Below are 19,861 nucleotides of genomic sequence, written 5' to 3'. Positions count from 1 at the left end.
GTCACGGTCGAAGATGAACATGGTCAGATCGGTATTGGTGAACTGGACGCTTTGGCGACACCAGATTATATTGAAGAGACGTTTGACACATCATTGATGGCGTTAGAAAAATGGCTGATCCCAAGTTTAATCGATCAAAAATGGCAACATCCTAAAGAAGTCTTTGCCTTACTTGCCCAGACACAAGGCTTTTTTATGGCAAAATCGGCTTTAGAAACGGCTTGTTGGGATCTTTTTGCCAAAACACAACAAGTGAATGTTGCCAGTTTGATCAAAGGACAAGCAGTAACGAAAAAGTCGATCGAAGTCGGTGTCAGCATTGGGATCATTCCAGATCTACATGAGTTAGTCGAAAAAGTGGGGACATATGTCGCACAAGGCTATCGACGTGTCAAACTAAAGATCAAACCAGGCTATGACTATGCACCATTACACGCTATTCGCCAAGCCTTTCCTGATTTGATCTTGATGGCAGATGCCAATTCAGCCTATGCTGACCTAGAAGATTGGGCGCTTTTTCAACAACTCGATACATTAGATCTTGTGATGATCGAGCAACCTTTAGCGAAATACGACTTTGTCGAACATGCGACATTGCAACAACAACTGACAACCAGGATCTGTTTAGACGAAAATATTCGCTCGCTTGATGATGCGAAAACAGCGATCGCATTAGGTAGTTGTCGTGCAGTAAACTTAAAAATCCCGCGTGTGGGTGGCATCACACCAGCGCTTGAAATCTTAGCGTATCTGCAACAACACGATTGTTTAGTATGGCTTGGCGGGATGTATGAAGCTGGGGTTGGGCGCGCATTGAATCTCCAATTTTCAGCCAGTACAGACTTATCATTTCCAGGTGATCTATCTGCTTCAGACCGTTATTTTGCTGAAGATGTCGTCACCCCTAAAGCTATGATTCAAAATGGCACATTATCTATTCCACAAGGATTTGGTATTGGTGTGGTATTGGATCATGCGATGTTAGAAAAATATCGATCATGACTATAAGATAAAGAAAGACTCGTGTCTATTCATTTGAGTAGATACGAGTCTTTTTTTGAATGATGGTATTATTTTCTAAGACTGAGATTATTTATACAGTTTGTGTTTGAGATTAAAAAGAAGTCTGGAAAATTTCTCGTATCTACTCTCCTATCTATTTTAAGCTTTTTTTTGACGATTGTGTATGTATAGAGGTTATTGTATGATGAAAGTTGAAATGTTTGGAGGAGTATGAATGAGAGCAGTATTTTTATTTGGATTAAAGAAAGAATTATTAAGTATCAGAGCATTAATAGTCGGGATAATATTTAGCCTAGTATCGTTTTTGATTGCGAATTATTCTCAATCTCTAGCGATTTTCATTGACGGGAATTCTCCCGCTATTGATACACTTTTTGGAATATACGCAATTTTGGGTTTCTTTTTTTCGAGTATTTTATTTTCTAATATAATTACTACTGAATTTAAAAATCAAACTTTTCGCTACGTAACCCCGTATGTTTCCAGAATGAAAATTTACTTAGCAAAGTTTCTATTGATGATCAGTTATTTTGTAGCGATAACCCTAATTGGAATGGTAGTTCTTTTTTTAGGAAGACATCAGTTTTATATACCCATATACAATCTTTTCAATCTTTTCATATTTTATGCATACGTTGAAGCAATTACTTTGTTGTTATCAACAATTAGTACAAATGAAAGATTTTCTTCGTTACTAGGAATTTTGATTAGTGTGGGTATGCCTATTTTATATGCAGTAATTTATTTTAAACATAATCTAATACTAGATATCGTTGACTGGATACTTCCATTTAAATATCTTGAAGGTACTTGGGAAATCAGTATTTTAATTGTGTTCGTCATAGGAATTTTATACGTAGGTGAGTATTTTTTTGAAAGAAAGGACCTTTAAAAATGATTGAATGTATTGAAGTCAGCAAAAGATTTAAACAAAAAGATATTCTTAAGGATATTAACTTACGTATTGAAAATAGAACGATTACAGCGCTAATAGGGAAAAATGGTGCTGGAAAATCGACTCTCATAGGAGCTATTTTGGGATACTTTAAAATAGAATCTGGTGAAATTCAAAAAAACTCTGTTTCGGTCATGCCTGATGCAGATTCTTTATATACAGATATAACAGGGTATGACTTTTTGAATTTTACATGCAAACTAAAAAAATTGTCCTCGAATGAACAAGCATGGTCTTTAGCTAAAGAATTAAATTTAGAGAAAGATTTAGGAAAAAAAATCGACAGCTACTCATTTGGAATGAAAAAGAAAATAAGTTTTATTCAAGCTTGTTTAGGAGAATATGATACATATATATTTGATGAACCAACATCTGGTGTTGATGAACCATCAGCAATAAAAATGTTAAAAATAGTAGAAAAACTAAAATCAAACGGTTCGGGAATACTTTTAACTTCTCATAATTTAGATGAACTTGAGAGAGTATCTGATTATATATATATAATTGAAAATGGACATATTATAAATAGAGGAACTGTTGAAGAAATTGTTCTAAATAGCAATCAAAATGTTCTTCCTAAGTATATTTTGATAGTAGATGACTCAGATAAAGCTGCTTGCGTATTAAATGAGCTAGGATATATTAAAGTTAAAATTCTCAATCAAAATAAAATTGAAGTAGAAATAGTCAATGATAGTAATCAAATTAAAGATATCATTTATTCTCTATTAAAAAATAACATTAACTTTGAGGAATTTTACAAAAATAAAACTAATTTGAGAGAGAGCATCTATGCATAAATAGACTATTGTAATCAATCAGACGATTATGGGAATATTTTATTATGAAATTATCAATTTGAAGAAAAAAGTAAAGATAGAAACCTTAAAAAAGGCTCGCCCAAATTCAAAACGAATCTGGGTGAGCCTTTTTGTTAGCTGTAACAATTCTCTTAATTATTTATTTTACAACGCATGGATTCCGGCTTTTAATTGATCAATGATCTCTGCGCAGCGTAGCGAATCGCTTAGGGGCATCACGGGACTTTCATATAGGCCATTTTCATAACAGGTCATGGCATTGGTGATCTCGCCATAAAAATCATCGATCGTATACGGACAATCGATCGTTTCAACGTCCAGATCGTCACGTTTGATCTCAAATCGTGTTGGACGGTGAAAATCCGGGATCGTGATCGTACCGGTAGTGCCATGAAAAATCGCTTTTGCATCTTTAAATACATCAAATCCAGATTCGATCGTGACAGTGATTGTATCGTTTGCTAAAGTCGCCTCGACTGCCGTTTCGATCCCATTTTCGTGTACCGTAGCACTTAGTTCTTCTAGAGATAATGGTGTCTTGATAAAATCTTCGATCAAACTGACGTTGTAGATCCCCATATCTAATAAGCAGCCACCTTGAACAGGTAAATAATGATAGGTCGTGCCTTCTTTAGGCATATGGCGGCGTAAAGAAGTTTCGATTTTTTGTAGTTCACCAATTTCACCAGCTAAAATTGCTTTTCGTGCTTGTTCATAGGCAGGTGTAAAGCGGCTTTTCATTGCTTCCATAAAAAAGATCGGTTCTCGCGTCCAAACGGCATGGAGTTCTTTTAGCTCGTCAGCAGTCAGCACTAGTGGCTTTTCACATAAGATAGCCTTTTTGGCATGGATCGCTTGTAAGATCCATTCAAAGTGATAACGATGTGGCAAAGCGATATACACGAAATCGACCTTGGGATCATCTAATAATGCTTGATAATCTGAATAAGCGATTTCTGCCTGATGTTTGGCTTTGAAGGCTTCTGCTTTTTCTTGTGTACGGTTAGCTACGGCATATAAACTTGCTTGTTCTACTTGAGCAAGACTTTCTGCAAAGCGATGTGCGATTGTTCCAGCTCCAATTATTCCCCAACGAATCATGATCGTCCTCATTTCTCTTTTTTTGTTTAGTATAACAAAGAATAACCGTTTACACGATAAAAACCGATAAGATCAAAGATCATTATCGGTTTTAGGTAAGATATAGGCCACGTAAGCGACTAGGATCAGCGACAATACGCACAAACTATTTTTAACGGTTTCCATCAATAAAATCGTTTTAGTCGCGGTCGCATCATAATCGGTCAATCCAAAAAACGTATCGAGTGGCAAACGATAGATCAAAATAAACGCTAAAATCAAGATCATCGATAAAAATTGATGTGTCATACTCCCTTTATTTTGTGTCGTGAATTTAATGGCAATTCGACGATCACTTGGAAGTTCTTCAGTGTCGTAGTAGGTTTGATTTAGCCAAGAACTTGTACCATTTCGGAAAAAACTCAATATCAATAAAGTGAATGGAAGATAGATGGGTAATAAAAAGGCTATAAAACCTAAAGCAAGTCCAGCTAGTTGGATATATAGTGGATTTAGTCTAGGCAATAGACGATGGACTTTTTTAGTTAGAAACATCGCTAAAAATAAGCCAAGAACATAAGGTAAGTACAAATAAAGTGTGACCTTATCCCCACCATAAACGGCCTTGATGTAAAGCGAACAAAATAAAAAGAGCAGATTTCCAAACATGCCATTTAGGAAAGTGAGGAGATTAAGCCAAAGTGGCAATTTCCAGTAGCGCTTGGATTGACTTAATGACCAAATACTGATCATAAATAATAAAGTGATCCCAATCAACGTAAGCAACAAGACATCTTGATTGATCAATAAACGACTACTGCGTAACAGTAATAATAAAACAAAAAAGCCAACAAATAGACTGAGTTCTTTCTTAGCAATAAGTGCATGTTCAGGTTTTTTCATTGGAAATTTCTGATGTGGGTAATGTCTGATCGGTCGATAGGCAAGGATAAACAAAAGTGTATAGACACCTAGTGTTAGTGGAATCTTTAATCCACCACTCGTACTCATAGGAACCAACAGAGCGATCAAAAAGATCAATACCCATAAATAATTTGGATTGGAGTATCCTTTTAGCTGTTGTGCTTTGTGTTGATAGCTCATTGTTAGGTACGCTGGAGTGAACCATGCGGCACTAAAACCAAGAAAAGCCCCTGATAAGGTGTAAAATAATGGATTGAGACTTCCGAGTACGCCTAAAAAAGCACCTAGACCTCCAAGACCTAAGGAAAACACTAAAATCGTATAGTTGTTTAAGGTCGTTTGCAAACCGCGAACTAAAAAAATGGCAGTCATGCGAAACGTATAAAATAAGACGAATGGTAAAATCGTATAAATGTGCTCGCCGTCACTTAAACTAAGATATAAGATAAATGGCACAATGATCAATGTATTGCTGAGTAAAAAAGGGATAGAACGATCGAATCCTTTAAAAAGCGTTGCGATAGTTTTCATATGCATACTCCTTGATTATGGTATAACTTAGTCTATCACTAAATAAACAAGTTGCAAAAATATTCTCTAAAAAAAAGCGAGTAATGATGAATCCGCCTTCACTTTAAAATGTGAACGTTCGTGAAATAAAAATGTAAAATGTTCATATTTTTGTTTTTATTTATACGTATTTACCGTATGATAAAGAAGTAATTATTTATTTTACGAATAACAAAACATATTTTGAGGAAGAATCGGAGGGGTTTTAGTGAAACAACAGCGTTATATTGTCGCAACAGCAGGAGTCTTATTGCATTTGATGATTGGATCGGTCTACGCATTTAGTGTATTTTCAGTACCGATCGCGATGAAAACAAACTGGTCGGAATCTTCTATTTCATTTACGTTTAGTTTAGCTATTTTCTTTTTAGGGATGTCGGCTGCATTTATGGGAAGATTAGTCGAGCGCTTTGGTCCAACTGCTACGGGGACATTATCTGGGATTTGTTATGGTCTAGGAACGATTTTAACTGGTGTGGCAATTTATACGAATGAATTATGGTTGCTGTATCTAGGTTATGGAATTATTGGAGGTCTTGGGTTAGGTGCAGGGTATGTAACCCCAGTATCTACGATCATCAAATGGTTCCCAGATAAACGAGGATTAGCTACGGGTCTAGCAATTATGGGATTCGGTTTTGCGGCTTTACTTACAGGGCCTGTCGCACAACAGTTGATGGAAAGTATCGGCTTAGTCAATACGTTTTATGTCTTAGGTGTGGTTTATGGGATCGTGATCATCGCTGCCGCCCAATTTATCAAACAACCACAAACGAAAGCTGTCGATCAAAAGATTGCTTCACACGAAATGACCGCCAATCAAGCAGTACGTACACCAGCATTCATTTATCTATGGTTGATGTTGTTTATCAATATCAGTTGTGGTATCGGCTTAGTATCTGCCGCGTCACCAATGGCTCAAGAAATGACGGCGATGTCACCGACTGTTGCTGCTTTTATGGTTGGGATTTTAGGGTTGTTTAACGGATTTGGCCGCTTGATCTGGGCGACATTATCAGATTACATTGGTCGCCCGATGACATTTACTGTGATGTTTATTGTCAATATCGCAATGTTCTTTAGTATTTTGACATTAGGAAATATGTATCTATTTGTGCTTGCATTTTGTTTACTACTTTCTTGTTATGGTGCAGGATTTTCAGTTATTCCAGCTTACTTAGGGGATGTTTTTGGTACGAGAGAATTAGGCGCGATCCATGGCTATATTCTGACCGCTTGGGCAATGGCTGGTTTAGCAGGTCCGATCTTACTCTCTTATATGCATGAAAAAACAGGTAGTTATCTGAGTTCACTAGCTATCTTTATTGGTCTAAATTTGATTGCAGTGACGCTTTCGATCGTGATTCGTCGTTATTTACCAGAAACGACAAAAACAGTATCAAAAAAAATGATTTCTACAAACGAATTGTAAGCAAATACGCATGATTTAGTGTACACTAGGTCATGTGTATTTTTTTGAGTAAATTTAGCTGAAAAGCAGTAAAAGGGTTTCATCACACAGATTATTTTACTAGAATAAGTTTATAAAGCTTGAATGCCTCTATACTCTAATGAAAGGATGTTAGCCAATGAATAGTCAAAAACGAATTTTAACGATTTTTTTCGATTTATTAGAAGGAAAAACATTAACGAAAAGCGAGTTAAAAGAAACCTATGAAACAGGGGATTCGACTATTCAGCGCGATATCCGTTTGATCAATGAGGTACTAAACGACCAGACGTATACAGAGGTAGATGAGATCCCTGTCACTCAACTAGAACGTGGTCGATATCAATTAAGTGAAGGGCTCAAATTTCATAAATTATGTTTTACTGATAATGAACTATTAGCGATCTTGGCAATCTTATTATCTAGTCGCGCTTTAGATCGAGAAGAGATGAAGCCGATCATAGACAAGTTGATCAAATCAGCGAATGATTCCAAGCGTTTAGAAGAACTATTAAAAAATGAAAAAATTTTTTATGAAGGTGTCCCTAAAGAACCGATCTTAGAAAAAATTGCCTTTATTGCTGATTGTGTGATCGAAGGCAATGAAATCGAATTTAGTTATACTAAAAATGGGCAAACAGAAACATTAAGACGTGTACCAAAAGCGATCTATTTTTCTGATCTATATTTTTACATGATCAGTGCCAAAGAGACCGCACAAGATGATAATGATCTATTGGCATTAAATAAATTTCGGATCAACAATATGGTCGATCCGCAAATCGTCGAATTGCAGTATCCAGGTTATGAAAATTGGAATGAACGGTTTGAAGGGAGTATTTTACGTCGTCGAACCAATTATCCTTTTTTTGGAAAACCAATCAAACTGGTCATCGAGTTTTATCATGATCCAACATACGTATTGGATCGTTTCCCAGATTCAAAAATCGTCGAACAAAAACCAGGTATGTGCAAGATCGAAATGGATGTCAATGATGGCTACGGAATGCGCATGTGGTTGATGAGTCAAGGGCAAATGGTGAAGATCATTCGTCCACTTTATATGCGACAATATCTATTAGATGAGATGAAAGCTGCATTAGCCCATTACGATCGTGCTATCGTTGAACAGCACAAAACAGAAAATTTGCGACTACTTTAAGTGAAAGAAGAGAATCTAGATGATCAAACGGTATTTTTGGTATTGGCTACTGGGGTTTGTAGCAGTAGATTTTTTGACACCATATGTTTTAGCATTTTTTTATCCTGGGTATCAGCCCTTACGACAAGTTATCAGCGACCTAGGTGAAAATGGTAGTCCGGTCGAAGCGACGTTTGGTTGGCTCTCGGTTGTCTCAGGTATTTTATTATTGCTAAGTTTACCTGGACTGACGACTTATCTAAAGCGCTTTGCTTCGACTAAAATCAGCATATTGATCAGTTTGTCCTTAGCTATTTTTTCAGTTGGACAATGTCTGTTATCGGGTATTTTTAGTGTCGATCGCGATGCACAAACCCTACAGTTTTCAATGGTCGTCCATCAAGTCGGATCAGCCTTAGGAAATGTGGGGATGCTTGGCTTTCCTTTACTTGTCGCAATCGTGGCATTTAAGTTTAATCGCCAGCGCGCGTACTGGTTTATTGCTTTATTTGTTTTTTCAATCGCCTGTGCTTCATTAAATGGTTATGCCCAAGCACAAGGGTTGATCTATAAAGGAGTTTATCAGCGCTTATCGATGATCGCGATGTATTTGCCAATCGTATTGGTGCTAGTCGATACGTATACTAGTCGTACCACTTTTATAAAAAAATAAAACTGTGACAGCAATGAGCAGCACAAAAAAATAAGCCAACTCATTCCGATAGTAGGTTCATCTATTTCGGGAATGAGTTGGCTTATTTAGCTACTTCTAGAACATCGTTTATTCATTTTTCAAAGATTAAAATAACGCTTCAGTCGCGGTAAATGGACTAACCAAGCGACAAGTAAACAAGAGATGACTTTATCTAATCCATTTTCTAAAACAGAAGACCAGTATGTAGCCATAAACATATTTTCACCTGATTGATGCAATAATGAAACGACTAAATTCGTCATCGTGCGTGAAAAAGAATAGCCACCATAAATCATTAAACGTAAAATCGTACTCACAAATGAGGCTAAAATCGCTGCGACTAATCCAGTGACGATCGCCCTAGGATAAGTAAATTCTTTTTTTGCAAACCAAGAAACGACAATGGCAACAACTGCACTAAATAAAGCAAAAGGGATCACTGCTGGTCCAAAAAAGATCCCAGCGACTAAATTCGTTACAACACCAGTCAAAATCCCATAGCGCATCCCTAAAGTTACAGAAATAAATACGGTCCCAATACAATCTAAAAATACTAAAGGCAACTGCAAGGCAACGGTCGTTAAACTAAGAACGATGTTAAATAAAACTGCAAATGAGCAAAAGATAATTGCTCGTAACTGTTGATGTTGGTTCAATAATAGGCTCCTCTATAGTGAAATGATGTGTAAATAATATCAAAATTTTTTTAAAAAGAAAAGTAGCATGTGCACAATTTTATTTGAAATCAGATTTTTATCTTCAAGCGAATAGCTATAGTTTTGAAATAAAATTCGTTATAATAAGCCAATAGACTAGAAAGAGAAAGAGGGAATATACGTGGTAAAAAGTAAAGCTGCTGTCGCTTTTGCGCCAGGAAAACCATTAGAAATCGTAGAAATCGATGTTGCCGAACCAAAGGCAAAAGAAGTGATGGTCAAAATTTTATACACATCCGTTTGTCATACAGATGCTTTTACGCTATCAGGAGACGATCCAGAAGGTGTCTTTCCAGCCGTTTTAGGACATGAAGGTGCGGGAGTTGTTGTATCAGTAGGAGAAGAAGTGACTTCTGTCAAACCAGGAGATCATGTGATTCCTTTATATACAGCAGAATGTGGCGAATGTAAATTCTGTCTATCTGGAAAAACCAATCTTTGTTCAGCTGTACGTGAAACTCAAGGAAAAGGTGTTATGCCAGACGGTACGACTCGTTTTTCTTATAACGGTGAACCGATCTATCATTATATGGGAACAAGCACATTTAGTGAATATACAGTGGTTAATGAAATCAATTTAGTGAAGATCGATGAAGAAGCACCTTTAGATAAAGTTGCTTTGTTTGGTTGTGGCGTTACAACAGGACTGGGTGCAGTGAAAAATACTGCTAAAGTCGAAGAAGGCGCAGTCACAGCAGTATTTGGTCTAGGTGCTATCGGGTTAGCGGTGATCCAAGGACTAAAAAAAGCGAATGCAAAACGGATTATTGCTGTTGATACAAATCCACGTAAATGGGCATTGGCGAAGAAAATGGGCGCGACTGATTTTGTAAATCCAAAAGAATTCGATCGTCCGATTCAAGAAGTGTTAGTCGAAATGACCGATGGTGGTGTCGATTATAGTTTTGAATGTATTGGAAATGTCGATGTGATGCGTTCTGCACTTGAAGCTTGTCATAAAGGTTGGGGCGAAAGTATCATTATCGGTGTTGCCGGTGCCGGTAAAGAAATCAGTACACGTCCTTTCCAATTAGTGACTGGTCGCGTTTGGCGTGGTTCCGCTTTTGGTGGAGTGAAGGGTCGGACTGAACTTCCTGGAATGGTCGAAGATTTTATGAATGGTGAGATCGATTTAGAGTCATTTATCACAGGACAACTAGATTTTGAAGAAATCAATCGAGCATTTGATTGGTTACATCAAGGAGAATCGATTCGTACGATCTTAACGTATGAAGGAGTTGAAGCTAGCGATGAAGCCTGAAATAATCGAGCAACATCGTGTATTTGATGGTATCCAAACACGTTATCGTCATCACTCTACAACGCTTTCTAGTGACATGACATTCACGATTTTTTTACCAGAAAATCCAAATCAACAAGCGATCCCTTTGATCTGGTGGTTATCTGGTTTGACATGTACCGATCAAAATTTTAGTCAAAAAGGGCAGTTTCAGCGATATGCAAATGAACAAAATCTAGCAATCGTGATGCCAGATACCTCACCACGTGGTGAAGCGCATGATGTCGCTGATTGGGATCTAGCACAAGGAGCAAGTTTTTATGTCGATGCGACACAAGAACCTTATCGTGCCAACTATCAGATGTATACTTATTTGACTGAAGAATTACCAGAAATCGTCTACGCGTTGGTCCCACATTTTTCTGGTAAAGAAAGTATCATGGGACACTCGATGGGAGGACATGGTGCGCTGATGATCGGTCTGAAAAATCCTCAGCGATTTCAAGCGATCTCAGCTTTTGCACCAATCACAAATCCTAGTCAAACGCCTTGGGGAAAAAAAGCATTCACCGCTTATCTAGGTGATGAAGATTGGGCGTCATGGGATGCGACGAGTTGTTTAGAACACGCAACGAACGTTCCTCCGATGTTGATCACGCAAGGAACTTCAGACGAATTTTACGAAGTACAATTAGATGAAACTGCATTTGTTCAAGTAGCTACGGACAAACAGGCAAAACTTACGTATGAAAAAGTAGTAGGCTATGATCATAGTTATTATACGATTGCGACGTTTATCAAAACGCATCTTGCTTTTCATCGTCGTTATCTTTAGAAAAAAGGGTGTGGCAGATTTCTGTCACACCTTTTTTTTATAGGTACTGTTTAAAAAAAGCAAGTTCATCTAGATTACACTGTTTTCCGATCGCTAATTTTTGATCGACATGAAATACGTGTCCTAAAGGAGAACCGTCGTCTTGCGCATAACAAGTATAAAGCGTAGGTATGGATAATTTCACTAAACGTTCATTTAATCGAGGTGCAAGATCTTTTAGAAAATCATCTGTAGCTGTCATCAAAAAAGTTGGAGGAAAATTGCTTGTTAAATGGGCTTCAACTGGAAATTGTTGGGCGATGTTTTTAGGATCGACACCTTCAAAATAGTAATCAAAAGCTTCTTGAGGGGTATCGTCTTCCCCCATAAAGTAATGGCCGCAATTTAAGCCAACTGCTTTAAATTGGATATTAGGTACTGTGAACTCAAATAAAGCAGCATACTTAGGGTTCGTTACGATAGTGGCATATTGCTCTGTTAATTGCCCACCAGCACTATCTCCTAATAAAAACAAGCGGTCTGGATCAATGAAATAGGTATCATGATGCTTAAGCAAAAAATGGATCAAAGCATTAGTATCTTCTAGTGGAGCAGGATAAGCATGTTCTGGTGCCAAACGGTAATTAAAGTTGACGACGGTAAATCCTTGAGTCGCTAAAAACATCGTGTAAAAACGATACAACTCTTTATCCCCGTAGCAAAATCCGCCCCCGTGGATACTGATGATGGTCGGCAAGGCCTGAGTGGTTCCTTTTGGATAATAGATGTCGCATAAATTATCGACACCATGTGGTCCGTAACTAAGATCACGACAAATCACTAACGTATCAGGTTCTATCAAACCCGCATCTCTTATGGCATCGTGTTTTGTCGCTTGTGTGCGAAATTCTTCAATCTCCGTTCGGTTCATATTAGTCTTCCTTTCTTTTTGCAAACGCTATCTTTAGTATACTAGACTTTTTTTCAGAACAAAAGCCGAAAGAAATCGTGAAAAATTTCATTAAATGTAAAATAACACTTGTCAAATGAATGAATTTCTCCTACACTAAGAACAATGATATTGAGAATCATTCTCAATAAGAGACGGAAGTGAGGGAGTAGATGAAAAAACTAGTAGCGATTATCGGGTTACTTTTATTGAGTTTCCTTTCGTTGATTATTGGAACCAAAGATCTTTCGCTCAATGAACTATTTCATAGCGATCCTACACAGTGGTTTGTCTTGGTACAAACGAGGATCCCACGGACGGTCAGCTTACTGTTAGCTGGTGCGATGATCAGTATCGGCGGACGTGTCATCCAACATCTATTTCAAAATCGATTTGTTTCTGCAAATACGATCGGGATGATGGATAGTGCGCGTTTAGGAATGCTAGCCGTCATGCTTTTTTTGCCAAATGCTTCAATTTTTTTAAGAACGAGTGTGGCATTTCTATTTGCCTACGCAGGTGTCTTAATCTTTTTGACACTGACACGTTTTCTCCCGCGAGGAAATACCTTGATTTTACCACTGACCGGTATCATGTTCGGTAATGTCATCGGTGCGATCGCTTCGTTTTTTGCCTATCAATATCAACTCGTTCAAAATGTGACCTCATGGCTACAAGGAAATTTTTCGATGGTCATCAAAGGACAATATGAATTGATCTATCTGACCTTACCCGTGTTGGTTCTTGTTTATCTTTTAGGCTATCAAATCACTGTGGCCGGACTTGGAGAAGAGACTGCGACGTCCTTTGGTTTAGCTTATCAGCGATTAGTATGGCTCGTTTTAGCGCTCGTGGCGCTAGGCAATACAGCTGTCTTATTATTAGTCGGGAGTGTTCCATTTTTAGGGATCGTCGTTCCGAATCTAGTGGCGCTATATTTTGGTGATCATGTCAAGCACACGTTATGGATCACCGCAGTTATTGGGAGTAGTTTGCTGATGATCTGTGATTTGCTCGCACGTCTGGTGATCGCGCCTTACGAATTACCTGTGAGTGTCGTTGTTGGCTTAGTTTGTGGATCATTATTTTTATTTTTGTTATTTAAGAAAGGGGTTCGTACATGAAAAAAAACCTCTATCTCTATCTTGCACTAACCTTATCAGCGACAGTATTGATCCTTTTTTATGTATCGTTTCATACTTACGGCAACTGGGCTTTCGCGCTCTCCTTACGCGGAAAACGCGTTTTCGCATTCCTCTTAGTTGCGATTGCGACAAGCATCAGTACGATCGCCTTTCAAACGTTGACACACAATACGTTACTAACGCCTGGGATCTTGGGATTTGATCAAATTTATGTCTTGATCCAAACACTTTTTTTCTTTTTCTTAGGGGGCAGTACGGTACTTCAAAGTCACTCGTTACCACAGTTTTTAGGGACGATTGCATTGATGGTCGCCATGAGCACAGGACTGAGCTATACGTTATTAAAAAAAGCCAGAGGAGATATTTTTTTAGTATTGATGGTCGGGATCGTGGCAGGGACGATTTTTTCTAGTCTGAGTACGGCGTTACAAGTCGTCATGGATCCGAATGAGTACGATCTGTTGCAAAGTAAGTTATTTGCTAGTTTTGGTCAAATCGATACACAGCATTTTTTCGTTGCAAGTGGATTGATTGCATTAGGTAGTGTTTTTTTATGGTATTTAGCTCCAGAATTAGATGTGGTCCATTTAGGAAGAGATCATGCGACGATTTTAGGGGTCGAGATGCAACGGTTACAAGTAGTTGTATTGGCAAGTGTCGCGCTCCTTTCTGGAACAGCGACAGCTTTAGTTGGTCCGACGATCTTTTTGGGGTTTATCGCCGCTACGTTGAGTTATCAACTTTTTCAAACTTATCGTCATCGCAGTTTATTTTTAGGAAGCACCTTAATCAGTATTTGTTTGCTAGTCGGTGCGCAAATTCTAGTCGAACAACTTTTTGGCTTTAATGTCACCATCAGTACCGTTATTGAATTTACAGGTGGTCTTTTATTTTTAGTAAAAATCATCCAAGGAAGGAGTCGCCAATGATCCACAGTGAACAACTTTCAAAACAGATCCAAAAAAAAGAGATTTTGACTAACGTCACAACGACGATTCCTAAAGGGAAATTAACGGCTTTTGTCGGTCCAAATGGCGCAGGGAAAAGTACGTTTTTATCCACGATCAGTCGGTTGACAGACTATGATTCCGGTGAGTTATATCTAGAAGAAGAGATGATCCAACGCGTCAAACCTAAGCAGTTAGCTAAACGCTTAGCTTTTTTAAAACAAAGCAATCATATCGCGTTACACATTACGATCGAAGAACTGGTAGGCTTTGGTCGCTATCCTTATACTAGAGGCCGTTTGACGAAAGAAGATCAGCGTTTGATCGAGTGGGCATTAGAAAAAATGACATTGACTGCAATCAAGGATCAATCGATTCATGCTCTTTCAGGGGGACAGTTACAACGGGTGTATATCGCAATGATCTTAGCCCAAGATACCGATTATATCTTACTTGACGAACCGTTGAATAACCTCGATATGAAGCATGCGAATCAGTTGATGCACGTCTTAAAAGAATTAGTCGAGGTCGAGCAAAAGACGATCATCGTCGTCTTGCATGATATCAATTTTGCCGCAAGTTTTGCCGATTATGTGATCGCTATGAAAAATGGCACGATTATGGCAGAAGGCAAGACAAGTTCTGTCGTGACGTCTGCTTGCTTATCTGATTTGTACGAATTACCAGTGACCGTCCATCAATTAGATGGTCAGCTTATCTGTACGTATTTTAATTAAAAAGGGGAGAATCAGTATGAAAAAAATTTGGAGTTTAGTGATCGTCATGAGTTTGGGAATGATCATGGCAGGATGTCAAAAACAAACGAGCGCTGCTACAGATAGTAAGGAAAAAACGATCGAAATCGTCGATAGTACGAAACAAAAAGTGACTGTACCCGTTAATGCGAAAAAAATCGTTGTATTTGATAGTAGTTTATTGGACACAGTCGATGCATTAGGCGAAGGGGATAAGGTCATTGGTGTGCCTGTAAAAAATCTACCTACTTACTTAAAACAATACGGTGATCGTGAATCTGTTGGGGGAGTTAAAGAACCTGATTTAGAAAAAATCAATGCACTAAAACCGGATTTGATTTTGATTGCTTCTAGACAAGCAGATTTTAAAGATGAATTAGCTAAAATCGCACCAACTGTTTATTTGGCAACAGACACGAAAGACAGTTGGAATTCTGCACAAAAAAATATTGAAACGTTAGCAAGTTTATTTGGTAAAGAAAGTGAAGCCAAAGAAAAAATCGCGAAGATCCAAACAAGTATCGATGCCTTAAAAGCGAAAGATCAAGCATTAAATGCACGTTCACTAGTCGTCATGACTAATGAAAATAGTTTATCGGCATTTGGTCCAGGGTCACGTTATGGAATCGTGTATGATACATTTGGGTTGACGCCAGTCGATGAAACATTAGAACCTTCTACTCACGGATCAAGTATCTCGTATGAATATCTTTTAGAAAAAAATCCCGATTATATTTTTGTAGTCGACCGCACAAAAGCGATCGGCGGCGATCAAAGTACGACCAATCTAGCAGATAATGCACTAGTCAAACAAACACATGCTGGAAAAAATCAGCATGTGATCACATTAGATCCACAAGTTTGGTATTTAGCTGGATCTGGATTAGAATCTTTACCGATTATGATCGATGAGGTTTCAAAAGGATTAAATTAAAACAGATAGGATAGATTAAAAAATCTATCCTATCTGTTTTTTTAGTTTAAAGGATTTTCGATATACGCGCACAATAAATCAAAAGTATGTTTTAGCGCATCAACATGTGTGCGTTCCATACCATGACTACTTGCCACTCCAGGTCCGATCAAAGCTGCGCGGATATTGGCACCGCCTCGTAAAGCTGCTGAACCATCACTACCATACATCGGATAGATATCCACTGCATAAGAAACTTCTTTTTGTTTGGCTAGCTTGATCAAATGCGTTGTCAATTCATAGTCATAAGGGCCAGAAGAATCTTTTGCACAAATCGATACATCATATTCTGTACAAGCAAGATCCAAACCGATACATCCCATATCCACAGCCAATAATTCTGTGATTTCTTCAGGGATCCAAGACGCACCGTGACCGACTTCCTCATAAGTTGAAAAGATAAACATCAAATTTGTTTTAGCGCTCAATGTTCCTTTTTTGATTTCGCGTAAAAGACTGACAAGTAAGGCAACTGAAGCTTTATCATCTAAGAAGCGTGATTTGACAAAACCACTATCTGTTACGATGACTTTAGGATCATAGGCTACGATGTCACCATTTTGGATACCCAAAGCGTCAACATCTTCTTTGCTAGTAACTTTTTCATCTAGTTTCACAAAAAGATGATCGATATCGCGTTCTTTTGTAGCTGCATCCGGAAACACATGGATTGAAGGCGCATCAGATAAGATCGTTCCTGTATACACTTTACCGTCACGCGTAATGATATCACAGTATTCGCCATCTAAAGTAGGGGTTAGAGGACCACCTAATTTCGTTAACGCTAATTTACCTTCTGGAGTAATCGAGCGTACCATAAGCCCTAATGTGTCGACGTGACCACTTAATGCACGAGTTGTCTGTTGATCATCGCCAGTTACGGAAACAATTAAATTTCCTTTAGGTGTAGTCGACGTCTCAAAACCGATTTCTTCAATCGTTTGACGTAAAAAGTCGATCGCGTGTTTCGTATAACCTGTTGGACTATTGATTTTTAATAAATTTGTCAAAAAATCCAGTGTTTGCTGTTGTTCAAACATCTTTTTACCTTACATGGATACTCCATGCCTTCCATTTTGATTCGACAGGTGTCGTTAGTCAAAATATAGCACAACCAGAAAATGTGTCAAACTCATACCAGAGAATGAGGAAATATTGGTCTAGGATTGGTATAGTCTAAAAAGAAAAAATGAAGGAGTTAGAGAGATGGAAAAAGGTTTGACGCATTATCAATTAAAATGGATCGGCATTGTCTTTATGGTTTTTGATCATGTAAATACAAATTTTGGGACCCAACTACATTGGCCACTATGGTTTTCACTCGTTGCCCGTTTTGTTGCACCGCTATTTGTATTTATGATGGTAGAAGGGTTTTATTACACACGTAATCGCAAGAAATATGCGAGTCGTTTATTGGTTGGTGGATTTGCGATGCTTATGATCAATATTATCCACAATTTCTTGACGACTGAGTCATTTACGAATCCCTTTACTGGACAATTTGATCCATTTTTAATTATCCAAGGCAATAATATTTTTCTTACACTTGCTTGGCTATTTTTACTGATTTGGAGTATCGACACGCTACGGAAAACAAAACAGCTCAGTCAAAAAATTGGACTCACGATAGCTTGTTTGTTATTGATTCCACTGATTTTATTTAGCGAAGGAAGTATTTACGAACTTGTAATTGGATTAATTTTTTATTTCTTTAGAGGAAATCTTAAACGAATCAGTATCGGTATCATCGCCTTCTCCTTGTTACTTGCTCTCCATGCTTATTCAACGTTTAGTACTGGAGATAGTGGCACATTTTACCAAGTGTTTACATTCGATAATGAATACATGATTTTCACAGTCTTGCCGTTTTTATATGCCTATAACGGAAAACTTGGTGGAAATGGTAGCCGGTTTGAAAAGCAATTTTTCTATTATTTTTACCCGTTGCACTTAACGATCATCTATATTGTAAAAGCCATTATCGGCTAATCAACACCTCATGAGAATTTTTCTTATGAGGTGTTTTGCATGATACGGATAAAAATTGTAACAAACCAAAAAAATGCGGTATTCTAAATGGCTCCATGGTAAAGTGAATTTAGAAGGAGGGAGTGCAATGAAATTAAATTGGTTTTTTGAACCGAATAGAGATTCAGAAAAAATCGATATCCACTTGCATCCAACAAATAAAAACGTAGCATCCCAAATCACATCCTTACTACAACCAGAACGAAAATTAGAAGTTAGCGATCCGATAACACAGCGTAAGTCGTATGTCACTTGTCGGGATGTGTTTTGGATTGAATCAATGGATCATGTTTCCAAATTATATACGTTGGACCAGCAAGTTTTCTATCTTAAAGGTCGCTTAAAAGAGTTTAACAACTTAGTTGAATGGGGACTTATTCGAATCAATAATACGACGATTTTAAATCTCAATCAGGTAATCAGCTTTCAAACAGACCGTAATGCGTGCCTTACGGTATATACCAAAAATGAACACTATTTTCGGATCAGTCGTCATTATACGAAAGCGATTCGTCAGCAGTTACTTCGATTTCAAGTAGATCAAGGAGGAAGATAAATGAAGACAGTAAAAGAACAAGTAATCCAAATTACGCTAGTTACCTTTATTTGGTTGTTGGTGCTGATTAGTTTAGGTTGGGGAGACACCTTGCTTAGTGTGGGATATGTATGGCGTTTATTAGGAATTGCTGGGTTGTTCGGGGGACTATTTGGTGGATTTTATCCTTATGTGTGGTCGTATTTAACATGGTCATCACTCGTGAGTAGTTTGGTCATGACAGTAGCTAATTTTAGCGTTGGGTTTATCTCGCTAGCTTTATTTTCGAGAGATTTATTTATTTTTGTCTGGTCTTATTGGTGGCTCGTTTTGATAGTGACATTTATCCTTCATTTATTGATGTATCAAGTATATCGTCAATTAGAAAATCAAAAATTAGCTAAAGAATTGAATCAAATTACGAAAAAGTCATCGCGATGATGGCTTTTTTCATTGTCTTTTTAAGCGTAGCACATTCGTTTGATAAAAGTGGGTCAAACATTTCATGACAACTATTATTTAATTGGCCTTTTTGATCTTCGGATAAGCGTATGATAAAACTATCAACAAATTAAGTCATCGAAGGAGGGAATACGATGTGTACTGGAGCAAAAATTACCGCAATTGAAGGGACTCATTTTTGGGCACGCACAATGGATTTTGCTTTTGATTTTTTTGATCATGGAGGCCAGTTACTTTATTTTCCTAAAGCAGTTGAATTGCCGATGCTTTCTGGAGTGCAACAAGCGAAATATGCTTGTTTTGGTATGGGATTACCAGATACATATTTTCTAGCAGATGGGATCAATAGTGAAGGATTAGTAGGTGGAGCCTTTTATTTTGAAGAAGCCACATGTGCAAGTAAAGAAAGCTTACTTAAAAAAGACAAGCAGCCAGTTGTCATGGACGAGTTAGTGGTTTTCTTTTTATCTCAATGTGCCACTGTTCAAGAAGTCGCATTTTTAGCAACTAAGCTTGCAGTGATCGATCAATCAACCCAAAACTCGATGCTTGATTTACCTGGTTACTTACCATTGCATCAAATGTTTACAGACAAAAATGGTGATTCGATCGTCATCGAAGCGTTAACAAACGGTGAAT

General features: G+C 37.8%; 21 protein-coding genes. 16 read left to right on the top strand and 5 right to left on the bottom strand.

The features are described 5' to 3' along the window. The 3 genes from menC to QZ413_RS08195 all read left to right on the top strand — a co-directional run. Window positions 1–1,002 (top strand): o-succinylbenzoate synthase (menC, locus tag QZ413_RS08205; RefSeq protein ID WP_297079133.1); only part of this gene is annotated, 1,002 nt, incomplete at its 5' end. Window positions 1,003–1,237: 235 nt separating this feature from the next. Beyond that, the gene (locus QZ413_RS08200) at window positions 1,238–1,915 is read left to right on the top strand and encodes an ABC transporter permease (protein ID WP_297079131.1); all 678 of its coding nucleotides are present in this window, start codon (window positions 1,238–1,240) and stop codon (window positions 1,913–1,915) included. Window positions 1,916–1,917: 2 nt separating this feature from the next. Continuing rightward, window positions 1,918–2,778 carry an ABC transporter ATP-binding protein gene (locus tag QZ413_RS08195; protein WP_297079129.1) on the top strand — a complete coding sequence of 287 codons (861 nt, stop codon included), beginning with the start codon at window positions 1,918–1,920 and terminating at the stop codon, window positions 2,776–2,778. A gap of 165 nt (window positions 2,779–2,943) precedes the next feature. Here the strand turns inward: QZ413_RS08195 and QZ413_RS08190 are convergent, their stop codons facing one another. Together QZ413_RS08190 and QZ413_RS08185 are read right to left on the bottom strand one after the other, a co-directional pair. Then, on the bottom strand, window positions 2,944–3,900 hold the full coding sequence (locus QZ413_RS08190) for a Gfo/Idh/MocA family protein (RefSeq protein ID WP_297079127.1): 957 nt from the start codon (window positions 3,898–3,900) through the stop codon (window positions 2,944–2,946). Window positions 3,901–3,972: 72 nt separating this feature from the next. Further along, window positions 3,973–5,334, bottom strand: coding sequence for a hypothetical protein (locus tag QZ413_RS08185; protein WP_297079124.1), 1,362 nt, complete (start codon window positions 5,332–5,334; stop codon window positions 3,973–3,975). Window positions 5,335–5,581: 247 nt separating this feature from the next. Here QZ413_RS08185 and QZ413_RS08180 point away from each other — a divergent pair, with 247 nt between their 5' ends. The 3 genes from QZ413_RS08180 (at window position 5,582) to QZ413_RS08170 (ending at window position 8,637) form a co-directional block, all read left to right on the top strand. Continuing rightward, complete coding sequence (locus QZ413_RS08180) at window positions 5,582–6,805, top strand: OFA family MFS transporter (protein WP_297079121.1); 1,224 nt, start codon at window positions 5,582–5,584, stop codon at window positions 6,803–6,805. A 157-nt stretch (window positions 6,806–6,962) separates the two neighbouring features. Beyond that, on the top strand, window positions 6,963–7,985 hold the full coding sequence (locus QZ413_RS08175) for a YafY family protein (protein WP_297079119.1): 1,023 nt from the start codon (window positions 6,963–6,965) through the stop codon (window positions 7,983–7,985). Window positions 7,986–8,004: 19 nt separating this feature from the next. Then, entirely contained in the window at window positions 8,005–8,637 is a 633-nt protein-coding gene (locus QZ413_RS08170; RefSeq protein ID WP_297079117.1) for a DUF998 domain-containing protein, read from the top strand. Between the two features lie 119 nt (window positions 8,638–8,756). Here QZ413_RS08170 and QZ413_RS08165 read toward each other — a convergent pair whose 3' ends face one another. Continuing rightward, window positions 8,757–9,314, bottom strand: a complete 558-nt coding sequence (locus QZ413_RS08165) for an ECF transporter S component (protein ID WP_297079115.1) — start codon at window positions 9,312–9,314, stop codon at window positions 8,757–8,759. Between the two features lie 181 nt (window positions 9,315–9,495). Here QZ413_RS08165 and QZ413_RS08160 point away from each other — a divergent pair, with 181 nt between their 5' ends. Then, window positions 9,496–10,635 carry an S-(hydroxymethyl)glutathione dehydrogenase/class III alcohol dehydrogenase gene (locus QZ413_RS08160; protein ID WP_297079113.1) on the top strand — a complete coding sequence of 380 codons (1,140 nt, stop codon included), beginning with the start codon at window positions 9,496–9,498 and terminating at the stop codon, window positions 10,633–10,635. Continuing rightward, window positions 10,625–11,449 carry an S-formylglutathione hydrolase gene (gene fghA / locus QZ413_RS08155; protein WP_297079111.1) on the top strand — a complete coding sequence of 275 codons (825 nt, stop codon included), beginning with the start codon at window positions 10,625–10,627 and terminating at the stop codon, window positions 11,447–11,449. The genes QZ413_RS08160 and fghA overlap by 11 nt, the downstream gene beginning before the upstream one ends. Before the next feature lie 37 nt (window positions 11,450–11,486). On the opposite strand, the gene QZ413_RS08150 is transcribed toward fghA, so the two are convergent. Further along, window positions 11,487–12,359: an alpha/beta hydrolase gene (locus QZ413_RS08150; RefSeq protein WP_297079108.1), complete on the bottom strand. Its 873-nt coding sequence runs from the start codon at window positions 12,357–12,359 to the stop codon at window positions 11,487–11,489. A 191-nt stretch (window positions 12,360–12,550) separates the two neighbouring features. On the opposite strand from QZ413_RS08150, the gene QZ413_RS08145 reads away from it, so the two are divergent. From QZ413_RS08145 to QZ413_RS08130, 4 genes are read left to right on the top strand one after another with little or no spacing between them, the layout of a single operon-like run. After that, a complete protein-coding gene (locus QZ413_RS08145) occupies window positions 12,551–13,501 on the top strand; it encodes an ABC transporter permease (protein ID WP_297079106.1) in 951 nt (316 codons plus the stop codon). Continuing rightward, window positions 13,498–14,451: an iron chelate uptake ABC transporter family permease subunit gene (locus QZ413_RS08140; protein ID WP_297079103.1), complete on the top strand. Its 954-nt coding sequence runs from the start codon at window positions 13,498–13,500 to the stop codon at window positions 14,449–14,451. Before QZ413_RS08145 ends, QZ413_RS08140 begins: the two co-directional genes overlap by 4 nt. Beyond that, a complete protein-coding gene (locus tag QZ413_RS08135) occupies window positions 14,448–15,206 on the top strand; it encodes an ABC transporter ATP-binding protein (protein WP_297079102.1) in 759 nt (252 codons plus the stop codon). The genes QZ413_RS08140 and QZ413_RS08135 overlap by 4 nt, the downstream gene beginning before the upstream one ends. 16 nt (window positions 15,207–15,222) lie before the next feature. Next, window positions 15,223–16,158: a siderophore ABC transporter substrate-binding protein gene (locus tag QZ413_RS08130; RefSeq protein WP_297079100.1), complete on the top strand. Its 936-nt coding sequence runs from the start codon at window positions 15,223–15,225 to the stop codon at window positions 16,156–16,158. 41 nt (window positions 16,159–16,199) lie between these two features. Here the strand turns inward: QZ413_RS08130 and QZ413_RS08125 are convergent, their stop codons facing one another. Further along, entirely contained in the window at window positions 16,200–17,237 is a 1,038-nt protein-coding gene (locus tag QZ413_RS08125; RefSeq protein ID WP_297079098.1) for a M42 family metallopeptidase, read from the bottom strand. 166 nt (window positions 17,238–17,403) lie between these two features. On the opposite strand from QZ413_RS08125, the gene QZ413_RS08120 reads away from it, so the two are divergent. The 4 genes from QZ413_RS08120 to QZ413_RS08105 all read left to right on the top strand — a co-directional run. Further along, on the top strand, window positions 17,404–18,186 hold the full coding sequence (locus tag QZ413_RS08120; protein ID WP_297079097.1) for a TraX family protein: 783 nt from the start codon (window positions 17,404–17,406) through the stop codon (window positions 18,184–18,186). A 127-nt stretch (window positions 18,187–18,313) separates the two neighbouring features. Then, window positions 18,314–18,781 carry a LytTR family DNA-binding domain-containing protein gene (locus QZ413_RS08115; protein WP_297079095.1) on the top strand — a complete coding sequence of 156 codons (468 nt, stop codon included), beginning with the start codon at window positions 18,314–18,316 and terminating at the stop codon, window positions 18,779–18,781. Beyond that, on the top strand, window positions 18,782–19,201 hold the full coding sequence (locus tag QZ413_RS08110; RefSeq protein WP_297079093.1) for a hypothetical protein: 420 nt from the start codon (window positions 18,782–18,784) through the stop codon (window positions 19,199–19,201). It abuts the gene before it with no gap. A 155-nt stretch (window positions 19,202–19,356) separates the two neighbouring features. Next, window positions 19,357–19,861: linear amide C-N hydrolase (locus tag QZ413_RS08105; RefSeq protein WP_297079090.1), on the top strand; the 505-nt coding region annotated here is incomplete at its 3' end.

The sequence above is a fragment of the uncultured Enterococcus sp. genome, from assembly GCF_913775425.1.
GTDB lineage: Bacteria > Bacillota > Bacilli > Lactobacillales > Enterococcaceae > Enterococcus_G.
Note: the sequence above shows the minus strand (reverse complement) of the source record. Positions and strands in the feature narration are given on the sequence as shown.